19 protein-coding genes and 1 riboswitch are annotated in these 21,362 nt (G+C 69.8%); of the genes, 11 read left to right on the top strand and 8 right to left on the bottom strand.

The window, feature by feature from the left end:
- Positions 1-56 precede the first annotated feature (56 nt).
- Both def and DSC45_RS16025 read left to right on the top strand, forming a co-directional pair.
- On the top strand, positions 57-707 hold the full coding sequence (gene def, locus DSC45_RS16030) for a peptide deformylase (RefSeq protein ID WP_119291425.1): 651 nt from the start codon (positions 57-59) through the stop codon (positions 705-707).
- A 196-nt stretch (positions 708-903) separates the two neighbouring features.
- Positions 904-1,647, top strand: a complete 744-nt coding sequence (locus DSC45_RS16025; protein ID WP_240434661.1) for a D-Ala-D-Ala carboxypeptidase family metallohydrolase — start codon at positions 904-906, stop codon at positions 1,645-1,647.
- Positions 1,648-1,758: 111 nt separating this feature from the next.
- Here DSC45_RS16025 and DSC45_RS16020 read toward each other — a convergent pair whose 3' ends face one another.
- Entirely contained in the window at positions 1,759-2,727 is a 969-nt protein-coding gene (locus tag DSC45_RS16020; protein ID WP_119291421.1) for a helix-turn-helix domain-containing protein, read from the bottom strand.
- A gap of 293 nt (positions 2,728-3,020) precedes the next feature.
- On the opposite strand from DSC45_RS16020, the gene DSC45_RS16015 reads away from it, so the two are divergent.
- The 4 genes from DSC45_RS16015 to DSC45_RS16000 all read left to right on the top strand — a co-directional run bounded on the left by DSC45_RS16015 (position 3,021) and on the right by DSC45_RS16000 (position 6,073).
- Positions 3,021-3,674, top strand: coding sequence for a DUF5701 family protein (locus DSC45_RS16015; RefSeq protein WP_119291420.1), 654 nt, complete (start codon positions 3,021-3,023; stop codon positions 3,672-3,674).
- Between the two features lie 102 nt (positions 3,675-3,776).
- Positions 3,777-4,397: a CatB-related O-acetyltransferase gene (locus tag DSC45_RS16010; RefSeq protein ID WP_119291833.1), complete on the top strand. Its 621-nt coding sequence runs from the start codon at positions 3,777-3,779 to the stop codon at positions 4,395-4,397.
- Positions 4,390-5,661, top strand: a complete 1,272-nt coding sequence (locus tag DSC45_RS16005) for an erythromycin esterase family protein (RefSeq protein WP_119291418.1) — start codon at positions 4,390-4,392, stop codon at positions 5,659-5,661. Before DSC45_RS16010 ends, DSC45_RS16005 begins: the two co-directional genes overlap by 8 nt.
- 100 nt (positions 5,662-5,761) lie before the next feature.
- Positions 5,762-6,073, top strand: coding sequence for a hypothetical protein (locus DSC45_RS16000; RefSeq protein ID WP_119291416.1), 312 nt, complete (start codon positions 5,762-5,764; stop codon positions 6,071-6,073).
- On the opposite strand, the gene DSC45_RS15995 is transcribed toward DSC45_RS16000, so the two are convergent.
- From DSC45_RS15995 to DSC45_RS15970, 6 genes are all read right to left on the bottom strand, one after another.
- Positions 5,986-6,942: a ribonucleotide-diphosphate reductase subunit beta gene (locus DSC45_RS15995; RefSeq protein WP_240434683.1), complete on the bottom strand. Its 957-nt coding sequence runs from the start codon at positions 6,940-6,942 to the stop codon at positions 5,986-5,988. The genes DSC45_RS16000 and DSC45_RS15995 overlap by 88 nt on opposite strands.
- A 179-nt stretch (positions 6,943-7,121) precedes the next feature.
- On the bottom strand, positions 7,122-9,500 hold the full coding sequence (locus DSC45_RS15990; protein WP_119291415.1) for a ribonucleoside-diphosphate reductase subunit alpha: 2,379 nt from the start codon (positions 9,498-9,500) through the stop codon (positions 7,122-7,124).
- Positions 9,501-9,635: 135 nt separating this feature from the next.
- A riboswitch (cobalamin riboswitch) is annotated at positions 9,636-9,777 on the bottom strand.
- Positions 9,778-9,828: 51 nt separating this feature from the next.
- Positions 9,829-10,320 (bottom strand): GNAT family N-acetyltransferase, encoded by a 492-nt coding sequence (locus DSC45_RS15985; protein ID WP_119291413.1) that lies wholly within the window; start codon positions 10,318-10,320, stop codon positions 9,829-9,831.
- A 94-nt stretch (positions 10,321-10,414) separates the two neighbouring features.
- The gene (locus DSC45_RS15980) at positions 10,415-10,651 is read right to left on the bottom strand and encodes a CstA-like transporter-associated (seleno)protein (protein WP_119291411.1); all 237 of its coding nucleotides are present in this window, start codon (positions 10,649-10,651) and stop codon (positions 10,415-10,417) included.
- On the bottom strand, positions 10,648-12,843 hold the full coding sequence (locus tag DSC45_RS15975) for a carbon starvation CstA family protein (RefSeq protein ID WP_205571341.1): 2,196 nt from the start codon (positions 12,841-12,843) through the stop codon (positions 10,648-10,650). The genes DSC45_RS15980 and DSC45_RS15975 overlap by 4 nt, the downstream gene beginning before the upstream one ends.
- A 255-nt stretch (positions 12,844-13,098) precedes the next feature.
- The gene (locus DSC45_RS15970; RefSeq protein ID WP_119291829.1) at positions 13,099-13,866 is read right to left on the bottom strand and encodes a GntR family transcriptional regulator; all 768 of its coding nucleotides are present in this window, start codon (positions 13,864-13,866) and stop codon (positions 13,099-13,101) included.
- 333 nt (positions 13,867-14,199) lie between these two features.
- On the opposite strand from DSC45_RS15970, the gene DSC45_RS15965 reads away from it, so the two are divergent.
- The 4 genes from DSC45_RS15965 (at position 14,200) to DSC45_RS15950 (ending at position 19,018) form a co-directional block, all read left to right on the top strand.
- Positions 14,200-15,501 (top strand): sugar ABC transporter substrate-binding protein, encoded by a 1,302-nt coding sequence (locus DSC45_RS15965; RefSeq protein ID WP_119291408.1) that lies wholly within the window; start codon positions 14,200-14,202, stop codon positions 15,499-15,501.
- 100 nt (positions 15,502-15,601) lie between these two features.
- Positions 15,602-16,612, top strand: a complete 1,011-nt coding sequence (locus DSC45_RS15960) for a carbohydrate ABC transporter permease (protein WP_119291406.1) — start codon at positions 15,602-15,604, stop codon at positions 16,610-16,612.
- Positions 16,609-17,496: a carbohydrate ABC transporter permease gene (locus tag DSC45_RS15955; protein WP_119291405.1), complete on the top strand. Its 888-nt coding sequence runs from the start codon at positions 16,609-16,611 to the stop codon at positions 17,494-17,496. The genes DSC45_RS15960 and DSC45_RS15955 overlap by 4 nt, the downstream gene beginning before the upstream one ends.
- Before the next feature lie 10 nt (positions 17,497-17,506).
- Positions 17,507-19,018, top strand: coding sequence for a glycoside hydrolase family 3 protein (locus tag DSC45_RS15950; RefSeq protein WP_119291403.1), 1,512 nt, complete (start codon positions 17,507-17,509; stop codon positions 19,016-19,018).
- Between the two features lie 122 nt (positions 19,019-19,140).
- Here the strand turns inward: DSC45_RS15950 and nagB are convergent, their stop codons facing one another.
- Entirely contained in the window at positions 19,141-19,926 is a 786-nt protein-coding gene (gene nagB, locus DSC45_RS15945; RefSeq protein WP_119291401.1) for a glucosamine-6-phosphate deaminase, read from the bottom strand.
- Between the two features lie 245 nt (positions 19,927-20,171).
- Here nagB and DSC45_RS15940 point away from each other — a divergent pair, with 245 nt between their 5' ends.
- The gene (locus DSC45_RS15940) at positions 20,172-21,242 is read left to right on the top strand and encodes an SIS domain-containing protein (protein WP_119291400.1); all 1,071 of its coding nucleotides are present in this window, start codon (positions 20,172-20,174) and stop codon (positions 21,240-21,242) included.
- Positions 21,243-21,362: the final 120 nt, after the last annotated feature.

The following is a 21,362-nucleotide window of genomic DNA, read 5'->3' as shown; positions in this document are numbered from 1 at the left end:
GCGGCCCCGTAGGCTGTATGCCATCAACGGCTTGTCGAGGAAGGCGTACGTCGGACATGGCGCAGCAGGACACTGAGCAGCAGTACACCGGGGTGCTCCCGGTCGACGACGAGGGCTTCGTCGTGGACACCGAGGACTGCGAGGAGCGCGAGACGGCGTACCGCGAGCGCGGCTCGGTCCGTCCGGTCACCGTGGTCGGCAATCCCGTGCTGCACAAGGAGTGCCGGGACGTCACGGAGTTCGACGCCGAGCTCGCGTCGCTGGTCGACGACATGTTCGCCAGCCAGCGGGCGGCCGAGGGCGTGGGTCTCGCGGCGAACCAGATCGGCGTCGACCTGAAGGTCTTCGTGTACGACTGCCCGGACGACGACGGCGCCCGGCACACCGGCGTGATCTGCAATCCGGTCCTCGAGGAGCTCCCGGCCGGCGACCGCTCCCTGGACGAGTCGAACGAGGGCTGCCTCTCCGTCCCGACCGCGTACGCGCCGCTCGCCCGGCCCGACTACGCCGTGGTCACGGGGCGTGACGAGCGGGGCAACGAGATCCGGGTGCGCGGCACCGGCTACTTCGCCCGCTGCCTGCAGCACGAGACGGACCACCTCTACGGGTACCTCTACATCGACCGCCTCTCCAAGCGCGAGCGCAAGGACGCCCTGCGGCAGATGGAGGAGGGCACGCCCCGCTACGAGACGGTGCCCAACTCCTGAGCCCCGCGACGCCGTGCGGACCGGTCGACGCCGGGCCGCACGGCGTGCGTCGTAGCAGGTCCAGGGCTCGGTACCGGTGGTACGGGAGGTCGGGTACGGCCGGTACCCGAGGGGTCCGCGGCCGTCTTTGGTCCGACAACTGATGCTTTTCCACAGGGTGTTGACGTGCCCCGTGGACCCCCGCCAGTCTCAGCCCATGCTGAGACACAAGCGCCCCGTGCGCCTCTTACTGTCCTTTGTCATGGTCGCGGCAGGCGTCTTCGCCGGCTCCGCGGTCTCGACGTCGTCGGCGAGCGCCGACTCCTGCTACACGTGGTCGGGCACGCTGCGTGAGGGATCGAAGGGGGCCGCGGTCACCCAGCTCCAGATCCGGGTGGCCGGCTACCCCGGCACCGGTTCGGTCCTGGCGATCGACGGCTCGTACGGTGCCGCCACCAAGGCGGCCGTGACCCGCTTCCAGAAGGCGTACGGCCTCACCGCCGACGGTGTCGCCGGTGCCAAGACCTTCGCCAAGATCTACGCCCTGCAGGACTCGGACTGCTCGCCCGCGAACTTCGACTTCGCCGAGCTCAATAAGTGCAACTCCAGCTGGGCGGGCGGCAACGTGAGCGCGGCGACCGCCAAGAACAACGCACTGCGCACCATGTGGAAGCTGCAGGCGATGCGGCACGCGCTCGGCGACAAGTCGATCCGGGTGACCAGCGGATTCCGCTCCAAGTCGTGCAACGCGGCGGTCGGCGGCGCGACCAACAGCCGTCACCTGTACGGGGATTCGGCGGACCTGGGCTCCGGCCCGCACTCGCTCTGCACGCTGGCGAAGGCGGCTCGCAATCACGGGTTCAACGGGATACTCGGCCCCGGCTACCCGGGCCACAACGACCACACGCACGTCGACCACCGGTCGGGCCGCACCTGGAAGGCGCCGTCCTGCGGGATCTGAGCCCCTCGGGAAAGCCGTTGCCGGAGGGGTCTTCTCCAAGCCCCTCCGGCGATCGAGGCGGCCCTCCGGCGGGAGGCCTCACCGGCAGGCGGCAGCGTGCCGGCGACGCACTCAGGCCACTTCCCGCCCCGGCCCCCGGAACGTACGCCGGTAGGAATGCGGTGTGGTTCCGAGCGATGCGAGGAAGTGGTGGCGCAGGGCCGCCGCGTTGCCGAAGCCCGCGCGGTCGGCGATCGCGTCCACCGTGTCGTCGGAGCCTTCGAGCAACTCCTGGGCGAACAGCACCCGTTGCCTGAGCAGCCAGCGGTACGGCGTGGTGCCCGTCTCCTCCTTGAACCGGCGGGCGAAGGTGCGCGGCGACATGTGGGCCCGCTCCGCGAGCATCTCCACCGTGATCTCCTCGTCCAGATGGCGTTCCATCCAGGCGAGCACCCCGCCCACGGTGTCGCACCGGGTACGCGGCAGCGGGCGCTCCACGAACTGCGCCTGGCCGCCGTCCCGGTGCGGCGGAACCACCATGCGGCGCGCGATCGTATTGGCCACCTCGGTGCCGTGCTCCTCGCGCACGATGTGCAGACAGGCGTCGATCCCGGCCGCCGTGCCCGCCGAGGTGACCACCCGGCCCGACGCGACGTACAGCACGTCCGGTTCGACCCGGGCGCGTGGGTAGCGGGCCGTCAGGTCCGCCACATGCCGCCAGTGCACCGTGCAGGGCCGGTCGTCGAGCAGCCCCGCGGAGCCGAGCACGAAGACCCCCGAGCAGACCGAGAGGACCCGGGCGCCGCGGTCCACGGCCCTGCGCAGCGCGTCGAGAAGCTCCTCGGGGAAGTCGCGGTGCAGATACGACATCCCCGCGGGCACCGCGATCAGGTCCGCCTCCTCGAGCCGTTCCAGACCGTGCTCGACCAGGAGCGAGAATCCCGCGTGGGTGTCGAGCCGCGGGCCCTCGCCGGAGACCACCGCGAAGTCGTACACCGGCAGGCCCTCGTCGCTGCGGTCGATCCCGAACACCTCGCAGACCACGCCGAGTTCGAAGGGGTGCACTCCGTCGAGCAGTACGGCGGCCACGTTCTTCAGCATGACTCCAGCTTGCCGCAGGTTCCGCGCGGTGAGGAGAGCCTGGTGAGCGGCGGGGTACCCGGGGTACCTTCGTCGTCGCCCGTAGGGAGGGGCATCGCGGAGCTACGGGACATCGGGGCGCTGCTGACGCTCGCCGCGTGGGGGCGGATCGGATGGATCCGGGTCAATTGCCGTTGAGCGAAAGGCGCTTGTTCCAGCGCGGGCGTGCGGTGAGGATGATCCGTACGGCGGCGACGGCCGCTGCCGGGCCGTGCCCACCCGTCACCCCGACCCACCACGCAGCGAGGAACGCCTTGACCGCAGCGCCCGACACCGCCCTGCCCCCTCTGCCGCCCCTCGCCGACCAGGCGGAACGTCTGATCGGGCTCGGCGTGCACACGCGCGCCCAGCTCTCCCCGGACGAGCTGCGGGAGTTCGCGGCGCGGGCCGGGGAGGCCGGCGACGGCGCCCTGCTCGCCGTCCACCCGGACCGGGCCCCTGCTTCCGCGCTCGCGCCGCTGCTCCGCCGCGAGGGCAAGCCCGGCTTCGTGGTCGTCGACATGGCCGACGTCGACGACTTCACACCCAACGGCAGCGAACCGCCCGACGCGCCCCTGTACCTCCTCTCCGGAGTCGACCGCGGGGACGACAAGGCCGACTGGAGCCCGGAGGAGGCGCTGCCCGCCCTCGCCGCGCAGGGGCGCAGCCCACTGCTGCTGACCGAAGGCATCCACTGGGTGCTGCAGCAGCCTCAGGCGCTGGAACGCAACCGCTGCTTCATGACGATCGGCTCCCGGCTGCGCAAGGCGAACGGCGCCCTCGACGCCCGTACACCCGCCATCTGGATCAGCAACGGCACAGGGCGGGACGGCAAGGAGCGGCGGCACGCGCCCAAGGTCGGCTGGTGCTGGTGGGGCAATCGCCACACTTGGCTGGGCTTCGGATCCACCACGGCCCGCACGCCGTAGACCGTACGTGCCCGTACCGCAGCATCGCTCCCGCCGGCCGACCGCAGAGGAAGCAAGCACGTGACTCCCATCGTCCCCGCCGACCCGAACGTCGTGCACCCCATGCCGGACCAGCCGCGGGTGGTGCTGCTCAAGCCGCTGGTCAGCTCGCCGCTGATCGAGGTCGGAGCGTTCTCGTACTACGACGATCCGGACGACCCGACCGCGTTCGAGACCCGGAACGTGCTCTATCACTACGGGCCGGAGAAGCTCGTCATCGGTAAGTTCTGCGCTCTGGGCGAGGGAACCCGGTTCCTCATGAACGGCGCCAACCACCGGATGGACGGTCCCTCGACGTTCCCCTTCCCGATCATGGGCGGCTCCTGGGCCGAGCACTTCGACCTCATCACCGGGCTGCCGGGGCGCGGTGACACCGTCGTCGGGAACGACGTCTGGTTCGGCTACCGGACCCTGGTGATGCCCGGGGTCCGCATCGGCCACGGGGCGGTCATCGCCTCCGGCGCCGTCGTGGTCGACGACGTACCCGACTACGGCATCGTGGGCGGCAACCCGGCCCGCCTCATCCGCCGCCGCTACAGCGAGGACGAGGTGGACCGCCTGCTCGCCGTCGCGTGGTGGGACTGGCCGCCGGAGCACATCACCGAGCACATCCGCACGATCATGTCCGGCACCATCGACGACCTCGAGGCGGCCGCACCGGGGAACGAGCCGCCGCATGTCTGACGCTCCCACTCCGTTCGCCGACTGGCTCCGCGAGCACGCGAGTTCACTCACCCACCTCGATCCCGCGGCGCCGCTCGACGACCTGGAACCGCTGCGCGAACTGATCGGCACCGCCCGTGTCGTCGCCGTGGGGGAGAACTCGCACTTCATCGAGGAGTTCGCCGCGATGCGCGGCCGCGTCCTGCGCTTCCTCGTCGAACGCTGCGGATTCACCGTCCTCGCCTTCGAGTACGGCTTCAGCGAGGGCTTCGCCCTGGACGCCTGGGCGCAGGGGGAGGGCACGGAGGGCGACCTCGGGGAGCTTCTGGCCGGGTCGATCCCGGTGGGGGTCGGTGAACCCCTGCGCTGGGTAAGGCAGTTCAACCGCGGCGCCGAACGTCCCGTGCGCTTCGCCGGAGTGGACATCCCGGCCGCCGGTGGCTCGCTGCTGCCCGCACTGCTCCCCGTCGCCGACCATCTGCGCGCGGTGGACCCGGAGGTCCTGCCGCTGATCGAGGAGGCGATCCGGATCGCGGAGTCCTTCGCCGGGCCCTCCGCCTCCGCTGCCGCGCCCCGGTGGGAGCGGCTCGATGCGTCCCGACAGGACGCGCTGACCGCCCTGTTGACCCGCCTGCTCGTCCGCTGCCGCTCACTGGCGCCGCTCCATGTCTCCCGAGGTGACCGCCAGGACCACGCGGTGGCGGTACGGCGTCTGGAGGTGGCCGTCCACGCGGACTACACGTTCCGTGCGATGTCCGACCTCTTCGCGGGGCGCGGGCTGACGGCCGACACCTCCGCCCGGGAGAAGTCGATGGCCGAGTCGCTGCTGTGGCACCTGGAGCAGCAGGGGCCCGGGGCCCGTGTCGTACTGGCCGCCCACAACGCCCACATCCTGAAGTCCCCGATCTCCTTCGGCGGGCACCTCACCGGACTGCCGATGGGCCAGCACCTCCACGAGGCCCTGGGGGACGAGTACTTCGCCCTCGGGCTGACCAGTGCGGTGGGCCACACCGCGGACATGCGGCCGGACGAGGAGGCGCCGTTCGGCTTCACCGTCGCCGACACCCCGCTCGAGGCGCCCGAACCCGGCAGCATCGAGGCCGAGTTCAGGGCCGCCGGCATCGGGTTCGGCCTGGCGGGTCTGCGCGCGGCACGCTCACTCGGCCACCTCGCAGGCCCCGACCGCACCCGGCTGCAGAGCGCCTACCTGCAGGTCCCGGTGCTAGACGCCTTCGACGCCGTACTCGACACCGGCACCTCGACGGTCGCACCGGAGGCCTTGTAGCGGCGCCGGGAACACGCCGTCGACGGCTTGGCAGCAATTCGACGCACCATGACAGTCCTGCCACTCACCCGGCGCGGCCCGCGGCGGGAGAGTGGCAGACATGAACGCACTCAACGACTGGCTCACCGTCCTCGGCGTCGCCCTTCTGCTCGCCGCCCCCTCCCTCGCAGGCAACCTCCAGGACCGGCGCATCGACCGGCAGTTGAAGCAGGCCGAGCGCCGACCTGCCGGGAAGGACCGGATCCCCGATCCGCCCCGGCAGGCTCCCGTAGCCCCCGTAGCCCCCGTAGCCCCCGTCGGCTCCACCGGCCCGGTGCCGGGCCTTCAGAACTCGTCGTCGAACGACACCGAGCCCTCCACCGCCACCTGGTACGCGGACGGCCGCCGCTCGAAGAAGTTGGTCAGCTCCTGAACGCCCTGCAACTCCATGAAGGAGAACGGGTTCTGCGAGCCGTACACCGGCGCGAAACCGAGACGTACGAGCCGCTGGTCGGCCACGCACTCCAGGTACTCGCGCATCGACTCGGTGTTCATTCCCGGCAGTCCGTCCCCGCACAGGTCACGGGCGAACTGCAGCTCGGAGTCGACCGCCTCCCGGAGCATCTCGACGACCTGCCGCTCCAGGTCCTCGTCGAAGAGGTCCGGCTCCTCCTTGCGGACGGTGTCGACCACCTCGAAGGCGAAGTTCATGTGCATGGTCTCGTCCCGGAACACCCAGTTGGTGCCGGTGGCGAGACCGTGCAGCAGACCGCGGGAGCGGAACCAGTACACGTACGCGAAGGCGCCGTAGAAGAACAGGCCCTCGATGCACGCGGCGAAGCAGATCAGGTTCAGCAGGAAGCGGCGCCGGTCGGACCGGGACTCCAACTGGTCGATCGTCTCCACCGAGTCCATCCACTTGAAGCAGAACTCGGCCTTCTCGCGGATCGACGGGATGCTCTCGACCGCGGCGAAGGCGGCCGTGCGGTCCTCCGGGTCGGGGAGGTAGGTGTCGAGCAGTGTCAGATAGAACTGCACATGCACGGCTTCCTCGAACAGCTGCCGGCTCAAGTAGAGCCGCGCCTCGGGGGAGTTGATGTGCTTGTACAGGGTGAGCACCAGGTTGTTCGCCACGATCGAGTCGCCGGTCGCGAAGAACGCGACGAGACGGCCGATCAGATGCTGCTCGCCCGGCGACAGCTTCGCCAGGTCGGACACGTCCGAGTGGAGGTCGACCTCCTCGACGGTCCAGGTGTTCTTGATGGCGTCCCGGTAGCGCTCGTAGAAGTCCGGGTAGCGCATGGGGCGCAGCGTGAGCTCGAAGCCCGGGTCGAGCAGGTTCTTGGTGGTGGACCCGGTGGACCCGGTGGACCCGGTGGACCCGGTGGACTCGGTGGACTCGGTGGTCTGGCTTGGAATAGTCATGGCTTCCTGCGCGGAGCGCTGTCCTTGAGGGCTGGTGGTCGGGCGACGGGTGGGCATTACTGGCAGGCCTCGCAGGATTCGGGGTTTTCCAGGGAGCAGGCGACCGCGTCGGATTCGGCGGCAGGCTGCACGGGGGCAGGGGCGGCCGTGTCCGCCGCGCCGGAGCCGGCCGCACGGGCGATGCGTGTCGCGGGCCGGGAGCGCAGGTAGTAGGTGGTCTTCAGACCGCTCTTCCAGGCGTACGCGTACATCGAGCTGAGCTTGCCGATGGTCGGCGTCTCCAGGAACAGGTTCAGGGACTGCGCCTGGTCGAGGTACGGCGTGCGGGCCGCGGCCATGTCGATCAGGGCGCGCTGCGGGATCTCCCACGCCGTGCGGTAGAGGTCGCGCACCTCGGCGGGCAGCGCGGTGAGGCCCTGCACCGATCCGGCCGAGTCCCGCAGCGTCTCGCGGGTCGCCGGATTCCACTGGCCGAGCTGCTTGAGGTCCTCCACCAGATACGAGTTGACCTGGAGGAACTCGCCGGACAGGGTCTCGCGCTTGAAGAGGTTGGAGACCTGCGGCTCGATGCATTCGTAGACGCCGGCGATCGAGGCGATGGTCGCGGTCGGCGCGATGGCCAGGAGCAGTGCGTTGCGCATCCCGGTCGCGGCGATACGTTCCCGCAGTGCGGCCCAGCGCGCCGGCCAGTGCGTCTCGACGCCGTAGTGGTCCGGGTGCAGGACACCGCGGGCGGTCCGGGTGTGGGCCCAGGCCGGCAGCGGGCCGTCCTTCTCGGCGAGGTCGGCGGAGGCCTCGTACGCCGCGAGCATGATCCGCTCGGCGATCTGGGTGGAGAGCGCCTTGGCCTCGGGGGAGTCGAAGGGCAGCCGGAGCTTGAAGAACACGTCCTGCAGGCCCATCGCGCCCAGACCGACCGGCCGCCAGCGGGAGTTGGAGCGCCCGGCCTGTTCGGTCGGGTAGAAGTTGATGTCCACGACCCGGTCGAGGAACGTCACCGCCGTGTGGACGGTCGCGTCGAGCCGCTCCCAGTCGATCGCGCCGTCGTCCGTGACGAACGCGCCGACGTTCACGGAACCGAGGTTGCACACGGCGGTCTCGCCGTCGTCGGTCACCTCGAGGATCTCGGTGCACAGGTTCGACGAGTGCACGACGTTCCCGGGTTCGGCGGTCTGGTTGGCGGTGCGGTTGGCCGCGTCCTTGAACGTCATCCAGCCGTTGCCGGTCTGCGCGAGGGCGCGCATCATCCGGCCGTACAGATCACGGGCGGGCAGCGTCCTGCGGGCGAGCCCGGCCGCCTCGGCCCTGCGGTACGCGGCGTCGAACTCCTCGCCCCACAGGTCGACGAGCTCCGGCACGTCCACCGGCGAGAACAGCGACCAGTTGCCGTCCGTCTCCACGCGCCGCATGAACTCGTCGGGGACCCAGTGCGCCAGATTGAGGTGGTGGGTGCGCCGGGCGTCCTCGCCGGTGTTGTCCCGCAGTTCGAGGAACTCCTCGATGTCCGCGTGCCAGGTCTCCAGGTAGACGGCGGCCGCTCCCTTGCGCCGCCCGCCCTGGTTCACCGCGGCGACCGAGGAGTCGAGGGTCTTGAGGAACGGCACGATGCCGTTGGAGTGCCCGTTGGTCCCGCGGATCAGCGAACCCCGCGCGCGGATACGGGAGTACGAGAGCCCGATGCCGCCGGCGTGCTTGGAGAGGCGGGCGACCTGGTGGTAGCGGTCGTAGATCGAGTCGAGCTCGTCCGCGGGGGAGTCGAGGAGGTAGCAGGACGACATCTGCGGGTGCCTGGTACCGGAGTTGAAGAGCGTCGGCGACGACGGCAGATAGTCGAGTCGGCTCATCAGGCGGTAGAGCGAGGCGACTTCGTCGACCGCGGCGTTCGAGCCGTCGGCGGCCAGGCCGGAGGCGACGCGCAGCATGAAGTGCTGCGGGGTCTCGATGACCTTGCGGGTCAGCGGGTGGCGCAGCAGATAGCGGCTGTAGACCGTCCGCAGCCCGAAGTAGCCGAAGCGGTCGTCGGCGGCCGGGTCGATCAGCGCGTCGAGCCGCGTGCCGTGAGCGACGGCGAACTCGGCCGTACGGTCCGCGATCAGGCCCTCGCGATGTCCGGTCGCCACCGACTCGGTGAAGCTGCGCACGCCTTGCGAGGCGGCCTCGTCGGCGATGGTGAGCGTGAGCAGCCGCGCGGCGAGGCGGGCGTACGCCGGATCGTCGGAGATCAGACCGGCGGCCGCGTCCGTCGCCAGGTCGCGCAGCTCCGCCTCGTCCGAACCGGCGTGCCGGCCCTTGAGTGCGGAGGCCGCGACCCGGCCGGGATCCGTGTGGGGCAGATCCGCGGTCAGCTCGGTGAGGGTACGCAACAGGGCTGTACCCGGGGCGTCTTCGACCTGCTCGGCGACCGCGGCAAACGGATCGGCTGGCGCGATGGTCACGTGGTGCACTCCCTCGCTCGGCTCGGGGCCGCGCGGGAGGCATGGGGTCACGGATCGGCGCCGCCTGACAGGGCGGCGCTCCGCGTCCACCGGCCCATTCCGCGAGGCCCGGACGTCGTCGGCACCCGGACCGGACGGACCGGGTGCGCTGTCGGCAGGTCTTCGGACTCATGGGCACGCGGAATGCGCACACATACACCGTTGCGGGACAGTTCCGGATTCGCACCGGATTCCCCTGGCGTGACAGCGAGCACGAGCATACATGTTGGGTCGGTTGGACGAAGGAGGCCCCACATCTTGTGTCACGTGGCGTTCACGCGGACCGGACTCAGAGCGCCAGGCGGTAGGCGATCAAGTCGATGCCGGGCACCGGGGTCCAGTCCCGCTCGGGGGTCCTGACGAAGCCCAGCCGCTCGTAGATGCGGTGGGCGGAGCGCATGGTGGGCTGGGTCGAGAGCACGATCGCGTGGCATCCCGACGCCTTGGCGCGCTCCACACAGGCCCGTACGAGCGCCTCGCCCGCGCCCCGGCCGCGGGCCGTGTGCGCGACCGCGAGGGCCCGGAACTCCGCCTCGCCCGGCCGGCTGATCTCGGCGTGTCGCGTCCCGTACGCCGCGAAGGTCACGCTGCCGAGCAGGGTGCCGGCGGTGTCGACGGCGACGAGTACCTCCCCGTCGGCGGCCCGGTCGGCCACGGCCCGCAGGGACGTCAGATAGGGGTCCTCGCCGTCGATGAGCTCGTCGTGGAGGTAGGCGCCCGCCGTGATCTCGCCGAGCGCCTCGAACTCGGCCTGGTTCGCGCGCCTGATGGTGATGTCCATGCGCCGATTCTGCCGGACGGCTACGACAACGGGCCGGGTCCTCCGAGAGGAGGCCGCCCGGCCCGTCGCCGTCGGGGCGGTGCCCCGGGTGTGCTCAGCAGCAGCGGAAGCCCTCCCGGGGGTCCGCCTCCTGCGCATCGGTACGGCTGCGTTCGAACTCGCGGCGCGTCATGACCTCGGCGCCCGGACTGCAGGACCGTGTGTGCGCGACGTAGCGGTCGTACGTCGCCTCGCCGGTCAACTCCCGCCAGTAGTAACGGAATCGGCTCGCGAAGTGCCGTACGCGCCCCGCGGTCGTGGCGGGGGCGGTGGCCTCGGCGCCCGGGGTCACGACGCGTCCCCGTCCGTCCCGGACCTCGCGCCGACCGCGGCGAGTTCGGCCTTCTCCTGCTGGGTCGGGATCATGCCGTCCGGCGCGACCAGCTTGGACTCGACGAACTTCACCTCGGCGAGCTTGGCGCTCGCCGGATCCCGGATCACCTTGTAGCAGACCCTGGCGGCGTCGGCGAGGACGATCAGGATGAGCACCGCGAAGAGGATCGAAAGGACGCCGTCCACCGTGGAGTTGGTGACCACGGTGTGCATGTCGTCCATCGACGTCGCGGGCGGCAGCACCTCACCGGCGTCGATGCCGTCCTGGTACTTGGCGCGCTGCGAGAAGAAGCCCACCGCCGGGTCGTCGGAGAACACCTTCTGCCAGCTCGCGGTCAGGGTGACCGCCGCGTCCCAGGCGAGTGGAACGGCCGTGATCCAGGCGTACTTGAGGCGTCCGGACTTCACCAGGAGCGTGGTGCAGACGGCGAGTGCGACCGCCGCGAGCAGCTGGTTGGCGATACCGAACAGCGGGAAGAGCTGGTTGATGCCGCCCAGCGGGTCGTGCACGCCGACCCACAGGAAGTAGCCCCAGCCGCCGACCACGATGGCGCTGGCGAACCAGACGCCGGGCTTCCAGCTGACGTCCTTCATCGGCTTGTAGACGTTGCCCAGCATGTCCTGCAGCATGAAGCGGCCCACCCGGGTGCCCGCGTCCACGGTGGTGAGGATGAACAGCGCCTCGAACATGATCGCGAAGTGGTACCAGAAGGCCTTGAGTCCGGACCCGCCGATCACCGACGCGAAGATCTCCGACATCCCGAGCGCGAACGTCGGCGCACCACCCGTACGGGACAGCAGGCTCGCCTCCTCGACGTCCTTGGCCGCCTGGGCGAGGTCGCCCGGCGAGATGCTGAAGCCGAGGTCGGAGACCGCCTGGGACGCGGACTGCACGCTGTCGCCGATCACTCCGGCCGGCGCGTTCATCGCGAAGTACAGACCGGGGTCGATGATGCAGGCGCAGATGAGGGCCATGATCGCGACGAACGACTCGGTGATCATCGCCCCGTAGCCGATCATCCGGACCTGGGTCTCCTTCTGGATCATCTTCGGGGTCGTGCCCGAGGAGACCAGTGCGTGGAAGCCGGAGAGCGCGCCGCAGGCGATCGTGATGAAGACGAACGGGAACAGCGAGCCGGCGAAGACCGGTCCCGCGCCGCTGGAGGCGAACTCGGTGACGCCGTCCATCTTGAGCGTGGGCAGCGCGATGACGACGCCGACCGCGAGCAGCACGATCGTGCCGACCTTCATGAAGGTCGACAGGTAGTCACGCGGGGCGAGCAGCATCCACACCGGAAGCACCGAGGCCACGAAGCCGTAGATGACCATCCAGATGACGAGCGTGCCCGCTTCGAGGGTGAAGGTGTCGGCCAGCGAGGACTCCGCGACCCAGCCGCCCGCGACGATGGCGAGCAGCAGCAGCGCGACACCGATCACCGAGACCTCGGTGACCCGGCCGGGGCGCAGCGTCCGCAGGTAGAAGCCCATGAACAGGGCGATCGGGATGGTCATCCCGATGGAGAACACGCCCCACGGCGAATCGGCGAGCGCGTTCACGATGACGAGCGCGAGCACCGCGAGCAGGATGATCATGATCATGAACACCGCGATGAGTGCCGCGGCACCGCCCACCGGGCCGATCTCGTCGCGCGCGATCTGCCCGAGCGAACGGCCGTCGCGCCGCGTCGAGAAGAACAGCACCACCATGTCCTGCACCGCACCGGCGAAGATCACGCCGGCCACGATCCAGATCGTGCCGGGCAGGTAGCCCATCTGGGCCGCGAGGATCGGACCGACCAGCGGCCCCGCACCGGCCACGGCGGCGAAGTGGTGTCCGAAGAGCACGCGCCGGTCGGTCGGGTGGAAGTCCACGCCGTTGTTCAGGCGTTCGGCGGGCGTCGCGCGCTTGCGGTCGGCCTTGAGGACCTTGTACTGGATCCACTTCGCGTAGAAGCGGTACGCGATGGCGTAGGAGCCGAGAGCCGCCGCGAGCATCCAGACGGCCGACACCTCCTCGCCGCGGGCGAGTGCGAGTACCGCCCAGCCCACGGCGCCGATGAGGGCGACGAGCGACCATCCGGTGATGGCCTTGGGCGTCATTCTCCGTGCGTCGTCCGGCGGCGTCGTCGTGGGTGGTGTCGGCTCTGACATCGGTGGGCTCCGTCCCCTAGATCCCCCAGGTATTAATGCGCTGGAAATCTAGAGGACTGTCTCGCAGGGAGTCACCCCCGTCCGCATATCGGTACGGACACAAATGAAAGCTCAGAGGAACCTCAACGCCGTTCACCCGTACGGGAAATCGCCTTCGGGAATGCCTGTGCGAGGAATGTTCCTAATCGGTGCGAGAAATATGGCGCAATGATGTGACGAACCGTCATCGGCCCGCGTCACCGGCACCGGGCGGCCCTAGGGCCGCTTGAGCCGCGCCACGAACTTGTACCGGTCGCCGCGGTACACCGACCGCACCCACTCCACCGGGTGCCCCGTCCCGTCCAGCGAGTGACGCGACAGCATCAGCATCGGCAGCCCGACATCGGTGCCGAGCAGCCCGGCCTCGCGCGGGGTGGCGAGCGAGGTCTCGATGGTCTCCTCGGCCTCGGCGAGATGGACGTCGTAGACCTCGGCCAGCGCCGTGTACAGCGAGGTGTACTTGACCAGGGAACGGCGCAGCGCGGGAAAGCGCTTGGCGGACAGATGCGTCGTCTCGATCGCCATCGGCTCACCGCTGGCCAGCCGCAGCCGCTCGATGCGCAGCACCCTGCCACCCGCGGTGATGTCGAGGAGTCCGGCCAGCGTGTCGTCGGCGGTGATGTAGCCGATGTCCAGGAGCTGTGACGTCGGCTCCAGGCCTTGGGCCCTCATGTCCTCGGTGTACGAGGTGAGTTGGAGCGCCTGCGAGACCTTGGGCTTGGCGACGAACGTGCCCTTGCCCTGGATGCGCTCGAGCCGTCCCTCGACGACCAGTTCCTGCAGGGCCTGCCGCACGGTGGTCCGCGAGGTGTCGAACTCCGCGGCGAGGGTGCGCTCGGGAGGGACCGGCGTGCCGGGCGGCAGGGTCTCCGTCATGTCGAGCAAGTGCTTCTTCAGGCGGTAGTACTTGGGCACGCGCGCGGTGCGTCCGGCGGCGGCCGGCTCGGCCGACGGTGTGGTCGTCGCACCCTGCGTGCTGCTCATGCTCGCCCCACCCGTCTCCCGGCCGGCGTTCGCGGTCGTCGCACTGCGTGCGGTACCGCGCTGCGGCTCCTGTGCTGCTGCCGTCACCGGCTCCTCCGTCTGTCGCGGCTCACATCGTGGCACGGCCTGCCCGGCACCCGCCGTAGTCGCTCAGGTGTCGGTCCGGTAACGGGATGTGCGCCCCCTCTTATACACCCTTGACACCCCTAAAGGTCTAGGCCAAGCTCCCCGTACTGGTCTACACCATTAAAGACCAGATCCCGGCCCCACGGCAGTACTTGGCGTATGTCACGCGCAGGGCAGGGGGGTTGCGAGCATCCTGAGGAGGGTGGCGTGAAGCGCAAGCTGATAGCCGCGATCGGTGTCGCGGGCATGATGTTCTCGGTGGCCGGTTGTGGTGATTCCGGCAGTTCCAACTCGTCGAAGGACCCGAAGGACCGCGACGAGACGGTGACCGTGTGGCTGATGGTCGACGCGCAGAGCACCTGGCCGGAGCTGGTGAAGGACGTCAACGCCCAGTTCAAGAAGAAGTATCCGAACGTCAAGGTCAAGGTGCAGTACCAGCAGTGGGCCGACAAGGCCAAGAAGCTGGACACCGCGCTCGGCGGCGACAAGTTCCCCGACGTCGTCGAACTCGGCAACACCGAGACCATGCAGTACATCCTCAACGGTGCGCTCGCCGAGATCGACCCCAAGAAGTACGACAACTCCGACACCTGGATCGAGGGCCTCAAGGACACCTGCACCTTCGAGGGCAAGCAGTACTGCGTCCCCTACTACGCAGGCGCGCGCGTGGCCGTCTTCAACAAGGAGATGGTGAAGAAGGGCACCGACAGCGACAAACTCCCCACCACCGAGGACGACTTCCTCAAGGCGATGGACGACGTCCAGAAGGAGTACAGCGCCAAGGACAAGCGCTTCTCCTCCCTCTACCTGCCCGGCCGCTACTGGTACGCCGCGATGTCGTACGTCCACGCCTACGGCGGCGAGATCGCCACGTACGACGAGGGCTCCAAGGAGTGGAAGGGCGCGCTGTCCAGCGCCAAGTCCAAGCAGGGCATCGAGCACTTCATCAACCTGGTCAAGAAGTACAACAAGGCCGACCAGACGAAGGACGAGCAGGACCACGCCAACGTCGTGGCCAACGAGAAGGCCGCCGTCATCTACGGCAACGGCTGGGAGGCCGGCTCCGTCGTCGAGGGCAAGAGCGCCAACCCGAAGCTCAAGGGCAAGATCGACGTCGCCGCGATGCCCGGCCCGAACGGAAAGCCGCTGCCCTCCTTCATCGGTGGCTCCGACCTCGCCGTGACCGCCAAGTCCAAGTCCGCGGACCTGGGCGAGGAGTGGATCTCGATGTACACGAGCGAGAAGTCCCAGGAGGTCCTCGCCTCGAAGGACATCCTGCCGAACAACACCAAGCAGCTCGAGCCGCTGACCAAGAACCCGGCCACCGCCCCTGCGGCGAAGGCCGTGCCGGAGGCCTGGTTCACGCCGATCGCGCCCGGCTGGACCTCGATCGAGAAGGAGGAGGTCCTGGAGAACCTGCTCCTGGACATCCTCAAGGGCGACTCCGTGGACTCGGCCACGAAGAAGGCCGACGGGAAGATCGACGAGCTGATCAACAAGGAGTCCTGAGCCGCCGTACAGGCTCCCGGGCGGTGGGCGGTGACCCGGCTCCACAGGTCACCGCCCGGCCGCCCCTTTCGGTGCAGAGAACAAACGGAAGGTCAGCCACGTGACTGCCGCCGACACCCAGGCCGTCGAAGCGAAGGCCCCCGCCGAAGGGGGCGCGAACGTACCGGGCCCCCGGCCGCCCGAGCCCTCGAAGAGCGGCGGCAAGGGCCGCCCGGGCCGAGGGAAGAACGGACTCCTCCCTTACCTGCTGATCCTGCCGGCCATCGTGGCGATCGCCGCCGTCTACGCCTACCCGCTGGCCAGAACGGTGATCATGTCCTTCCAGGACATGGGGCGCCGCGAGTTGTGGACCGGCGAGTCCCCACCGTGGGTCGGACTCGAGCAGTTCACCAACATCCTCGGCGACTCGGAGTTCTGGAGCGTCACCGGGCGCACCGTGCTCTTCATGACCGTGTGCGTGACGCTCACCATGGGCCTCGGCCTGCTGATCGCCCTGCTGATGCAGCGGCTGTCCACCTGGGTCCGCCTCACCCTCACCGTGGCCCTCATCGCCGCGTGGTCGATGCCGCTGCTCGTCGCCTCGTCCGTCTTCCGCTGGCTGGCGGACTCCGACTACGGCCTGCTCAACACCCTGATCGCGAAGGTCGCGGGCGAGGACTTCCTCGGCCACAACTGGTTCCTCAACCCGTGGCAGGGATTCGCGGTCATCATCTGCCTGGTCGTCTGGGGCGCCATCCCGTTCGCGGTGATCACCCTCTACGCGGCGCTCACCCAGGTGCCCAAGGAGCTCGAAGAAGCAGCCCAGTTGGACGGGGCGAGCGCTTTCAGCGTCTACCGGTTCGTCACCTGGCCCGTCATCAAGCCCATCTTCATCATGGTCACCACGCTCTCGGTGATCTGGGACTTCAACGTCTTCGGTCAGATCTGGCTGCTGCGCGGCAACAAGCCCGAGCCCGAGTACGAGACCCTCGGCCTCTACTCGTTCTCCAAGGCCTTCGAGTCCACCTCCTTCAGCCAGGGCACCGCCATCGCCCTGATCACGGTCGTCCTGCTGTCCGGAGTCGCCGTGTACTACCTGCGTCAGCTGATCAAGACAGGAGAGGTCGAATGAGCGCCTCCGCCCCGGTGAGCGGCAGCACGGCCCCGCCCGAGCCGCGCGAACTCCGGCCCGACCGCAAGAAGAACCGCTTCGGGTACAACATCATCGGCCTGGCCGTCGCCGCCGTCATGGCCTTCCCCGTCTACTGGCTGGTCGTCAGCGCGCTGCGTCCCAACCACGAGATCCGCTCGTACGACCAGACCCTGTGGCCGTCGTCGATCACCTTCGACAACTTCGCACGGGCCGTGAAGCAGGCCAACTTCGGCACCGCGATCCAGTCCAGTCTGATCGTCTCCATCACAGCCGTCGTCGGCGGCATGATCATCGCGACCTTCGCGGCGCTGGCGATCGGACGCTTCCGGTTCTTCGGACGCAAGTCCCTGCTCCTGGTCCTCATCCTGGTCCAGATGCTGCCGCCGACCGCGATGCTGATCCCGATCTACGCCCAGTTGAACACCATGGGCGGGCTCAACGAGTACTGGGGCCTGATCGTCGTCTACCTGGTCTCCACACTGCCGTTCGCGGTGGTCATGATCCGCGGCTTCGTGGTCAACATCCCGGTGGAACTCGAGGAGTCGGCGATGGTCGACGGGTGCACCCGGATGGGTGCCTTCCGCCGAGTGGTGTTCCCGCTGCTCGCCCCGGGGCTCGCGGCGGCGTCGATTTTCGCCCTGGTGAACGCGTGGAACGAGTACCTCTTCGCGTACATCCTGATGAACGACAACGACAAGTACACGCTCAATGTGTGGCTGATGACCTTCACCACCGAGCGAGGCACCGACTACGGCGCGCTGATGGCCGCGTCCACCATGATCGCCCTGCCGGTGGTGATCTTCTTCATGTTCATCCAGAAGAAGATGGCCACGGGGCTCACGTCCGGCGCAGTGAAGGGATGACTCCGCCTCCATGACCACACTCGCCCGCAGCACCGACACCCTCACCCGCGACGTCCTCGCCGTCCTGCAGCCCGGCTTCACCGGGACCACCGCCCCCGACTGGCTGCTGCGCCGCCTCGACGAAGGCCTGTACTCCGTCGGCCTGTTCGGCCGCAACATCGCCTCCGAGGATCAACTGGCCGCGCTCACCGCCCAGTTGCGTGCCGAGCGCGGTGACGTCCTGGTCGCCATCGACGAGGAGGGTGGCGACGTCACCCGGCTCGAGGTCCGCGCCGGCTCGTCGTTCCCCGGCAACCACGCGCTCGGCGCCGTGGACGACCCCGAGCTGACCCGCCAGGTGGCCACCGAGCTCGGCCGCCGCCTCGCGGCCTGCGGCGTCAACCTGAACTGGGCCCCGTCCGCGGACGTCAACTCCAACTCGGACAACCCCGTGATCGGCGTACGGTCCTTCGGCGCCGACCCCGCGCTGGTCGCCCGGCACACCGCCGCCTACATCACCGGACTGCAGTCGGCCGGCGTCGCCGCCTGCACCAAGCACTTCCCCGGGCACGGCGACACCTCCGTCGACTCGCACCACGCGGTGCCGCGCATCGACGCGGACCCGAAGACGCTGCGGGTCCGCGAACTGGTGCCGTTCCGCGCGGCCATCGAGGCCGGCACCAAGGCCGTGATGAGCGCGCACATCCTGCTGCCGGCCCTCGACGCAGGCCACCCGGCCACGCTCAGCCCGAGCATCCTCGCCGGCCTGCTGCGCCGGGAGCTGGGCCACGAGGGCCTGATCGTCACGGACGGCATCGAGATGCAGGCGATCGCCGCCACGTACGGCATCGAGCGCGGCAGCGTGCTCGCCATCGCGGCCGGCGCCGACGCCATCTGCGTAGGCGGCGGGCTCGCCGACGAGGACACCGTGCTGCGGCTGCGCGACGCGCTGGTCGCAGCGGTGAAGTCCGGCGAACTCCCCGAGGAGCGGCTCGCCGACGCGGCCGCCCGGGTACGGGCCCTCGGCGAGTGGACCGCGGGGGCCACCGAGTCCGCGCGCAGCGAGCCGGTCGCCCCGCGCACCGACATCGGCCTGGTCGCGGCCCGCCGGGCGCTGACCGTGACCCGAGCCGACACCCCGGTCGAGCCCCTGACCGAGGGCCCCTACGTGGCCGCCTTCACGCCGGTGGCCAACATCGCGGTCGGCGACGAGACTCCGTGGGGCGTGGCAGCGGAGCTGGCGCGCCGGCTCCCCGGCACCGGGACCGGCAGCTACGCGGGCCAGGACGAGGACGCCCGGGCCCTGGCGTCGGGACTGCTCGCGGAAGCCGGCGAACGGCGCGTGGTCGCCGTGGTCCGCGACGTGCACCGGCACCCCTGGATGGCGTCGGCCCTGGACGAACTGCTCGCCGCCCGGCCCGAGTCGATCGTCGTCGAGATGGGCGTACCGCAGGCACCGCCGCGAGGCGCCCTGCACATCGCCACCCACGGCGCGGCCCGGGTCTGCGCCCTCGCCGCGGCCGAGGTGATCACGGGCGCCTGATCCTTCCGGTCCGGGAGCCCGTGCCGTGTGCGGGGGCGGCACAGCCACCCGGAACGGAACGCGCGGCGGCCGGGCACCCCTGGACGGGGTGCCCGGCCGCTGTCGTGTGCGGGGGAGTGCGCTCAGATGCCCTGCCAGTCGGGCTTGTTGACGTAGGCGTGCCGGAAGTAGTCCGCCAGCTTCAGCTTGGACGCCGCGGCCTCGTCGACCACCACCGTCGCGTGCTGGTGCAGCTGGAGCGCGGAGGCGGGCACCACGGCGGCCACCGGCCCCTCGACCGTGGCGGCCACCGCATCGGCCTTGCCCTCGCCGGTGGCGAGCAGCACCAGGTGCCTGGCCTCCAGGATGGTGCCGATGCCCTGGGTGATCACGTGATGCGGGACCTGCTCGATGTCACCGTCGAAGAACCGGGCGTTGTCCACCCGGGTCTGCTCGGTGAGCGTCTTGATCCGGGTGCGCGAAGCGAGCGACGAGCAGGGCTCGTTGAACCCGATGTGCCCGTCGGTGCCGATCCCGAGCAGCTGCAGATCCACCCCGCCCGCGTCACTCAGCGCCTGGTCGTACGCCTCGCACGCGCCCTGCACGTCCGCGGCACTGCCGTCCGGCCCCATGAAGGATCCCTCGCCGAGCCCGAGCGGCTCCACGACCTCGCGCAGGACCACCGAGCGGTACGACTCCGGGTGTCCGGCGGGCAGGCCCACGTACTCGTCGAGCTGGCAGATCCGGGCCCGCGAAGCATCGGCCTCGCCGGCACCGACCTTGGCCTTCAGCGCCTGGTAGACCGGCAGCGGCGTCGAACCGGTGGCCACGCCGAGCAGGGCGTCGGGCTTGCGTCGCAGCAGGCCGGCCATGGCCTCCGCGATGAGCTCTCCGCCTGACTTGGCGTCCGGGACGATGACAACTTCCACGCTTGGCCTGCCGATCTGGTGAAGGGTCATGTGGTATAGACCAATCTAGCAGAATGTGCCGGTCAGCACACCCGCGGCTGCTCCGCCCGGCCGTACGTCATGGGGCCCTCCACCACCCGCCCGAGCCCTTCGCCGGCTGGCGGCGTACGCGCGCCCCGTGGTCGACTGGAACGGCCCGGCGCACCCCCGGGCAGACCCGCCCCGCACCCCGGCCGAACCGGCCGCCGCCTGGGAGGAAGTCCCGTATGCCCGCCACGACGACCGCCCGGCACAGCGAGCGACCGGGCAGCATCATGTCCGGCGAGATGGCGGAGCAGCCCGCGGTCCTGAGCCGCATTCTCGCGGACGGTGCACCCGAAATCCGCGAGACCGCCGCACGGATCGCCGCCCGCAAGCCGCGCTTCGTACTGCTCACCGCGCGCGGCACCTCCGACAACGCCGCCCTGTACGCCAAGTACCTGCTCGAGATCCAGCTGGGCCTGCCCTGCGGCCTCGCCTCGATGTCCACCACCACGGCGTACGGCGCGAAGCCGGACCTCACCGACGTCCTCGTCATCACCGTCAGCCAGTCCGGCGGATCACCCGATCTGGTGGCCTCCACCCGGGCCGCGGGTGAGGCCGGCGCGATCACCCTCGCGGTGACCAACAACCCGGACTCGCCGCTCGCCGCCGTCTGCGAGTTCCACCTCGACATCCTGGCCGGCCCCGAGCGCGCACTGCCCGCGACGAAGACGTACACCGCGTCCCTGCTCGCCCTCTACCTCTTCGTCGAGGGGCTGCGCGGCGGCGACGGAGCGGCGGCCGCGCGCCTGCCGGACCTGGCCGCGGACCTGCTCGCCCGGCAGGACGAGGTGCGGCAACTCGCCGCCCGCTACCGCTTCGCCGAACGCATGGTCATCACTTCGCGCGGCTACGGCTATCCGACCGCCAAGGAGGCAGCACTCAAGCTGATGGAGACGAGCTACATCCCCGCGCTCTCGTACTCCGGCGCGGACCTCCTGCACGGCCCGCTCGCCATGGTCGACAACATCTCGCCGGTGATAGCCGTCGTCACCGACGGCCGCGGCGGCCAGGCCCTGCAACCCGTACTCGACCGCCTGCGCGGCCGCGGCGCCGACCTCGTCGTCATCGGCCCCAAGGCCCAGGTCGAAGCGGCCTCGGCCGGATTCGAGCTGCCGACGGACGGCGTCGTCGAGGAGGTCCAGCCCATCCTCGAGATCATCCCGCTGCAGCTCCTCGCCTACGAGGTCACCATCGCCCGGGGCCAGGACCCCGACGCCCCACGTGCCCTCGCCAAGATCACGGAAACCCGCTGACCGTGCGACCGGTGAACCGCCACTCCGTTTCAGCCGTGCCCTCGGGTACGTGCCACGGTCGGTGCAGGTGACACCGGTACCTGTTGGAGAAACCGACGAAAACTCACACCTCCGCACGCA

The sequence above is a fragment of the Streptomyces sp. YIM 130001 genome (assembly GCF_003574445.1).
GTDB lineage: Bacteria > Actinomycetota > Actinomycetes > Streptomycetales > Streptomycetaceae > Streptomyces.
The sequence above is the reverse complement of the archived record's forward strand: the minus strand, read 5'-3'. Positions and strand labels throughout refer to the sequence as shown.

Coding starts and splice junctions, on each gene's coding strand:
- def (WP_119291425.1), top strand. CDS start 57: ATGGCGCAGCAGGACACTGAGCAGCAGTACACCGGGGTGCTCCCGGTC.
- DSC45_RS16025 (WP_240434661.1), top strand. CDS start 904: ATGCTGAGACACAAGCGCCCCGTGCGCCTCTTACTGTCCTTTGTCATG.
- DSC45_RS16020 (WP_119291421.1), bottom strand. CDS start 2,727: ATGCTGAAGAACGTGGCCGCCGTACTGCTCGACGGAGTGCACCCCTTC.
- DSC45_RS16010 (WP_119291833.1), top strand. CDS start 3,777: ATGCCGGACCAGCCGCGGGTGGTGCTGCTCAAGCCGCTGGTCAGCTCG.
- DSC45_RS16005 (WP_119291418.1), top strand. CDS start 4,390: ATGTCTGACGCTCCCACTCCGTTCGCCGACTGGCTCCGCGAGCACGCG.
- DSC45_RS16000 (WP_119291416.1), top strand. CDS start 5,762: ATGAACGCACTCAACGACTGGCTCACCGTCCTCGGCGTCGCCCTTCTG.
- DSC45_RS15995 (WP_240434683.1), bottom strand. CDS start 6,942: ATGCGCTACCCGGACTTCTACGAGCGCTACCGGGACGCCATCAAGAAC.
- DSC45_RS15985 (WP_119291413.1), bottom strand. CDS start 10,320: ATGGACATCACCATCAGGCGCGCGAACCAGGCCGAGTTCGAGGCGCTC.
- DSC45_RS15975 (WP_205571341.1), bottom strand. CDS start 12,843: ATGTCAGAGCCGACACCACCCACGACGACGCCGCCGGACGACGCACGG.
- DSC45_RS15970 (WP_119291829.1), bottom strand. CDS start 13,866: ATGAGCAGCACGCAGGGTGCGACGACCACACCGTCGGCCGAGCCGGCC.
- DSC45_RS15955 (WP_119291405.1), top strand. CDS start 16,609: ATGAGCGCCTCCGCCCCGGTGAGCGGCAGCACGGCCCCGCCCGAGCCG.
- DSC45_RS15950 (WP_119291403.1), top strand. CDS start 17,507: ATGACCACACTCGCCCGCAGCACCGACACCCTCACCCGCGACGTCCTC.
- DSC45_RS15940 (WP_119291400.1), top strand. CDS start 20,172: ATGCCCGCCACGACGACCGCCCGGCACAGCGAGCGACCGGGCAGCATC.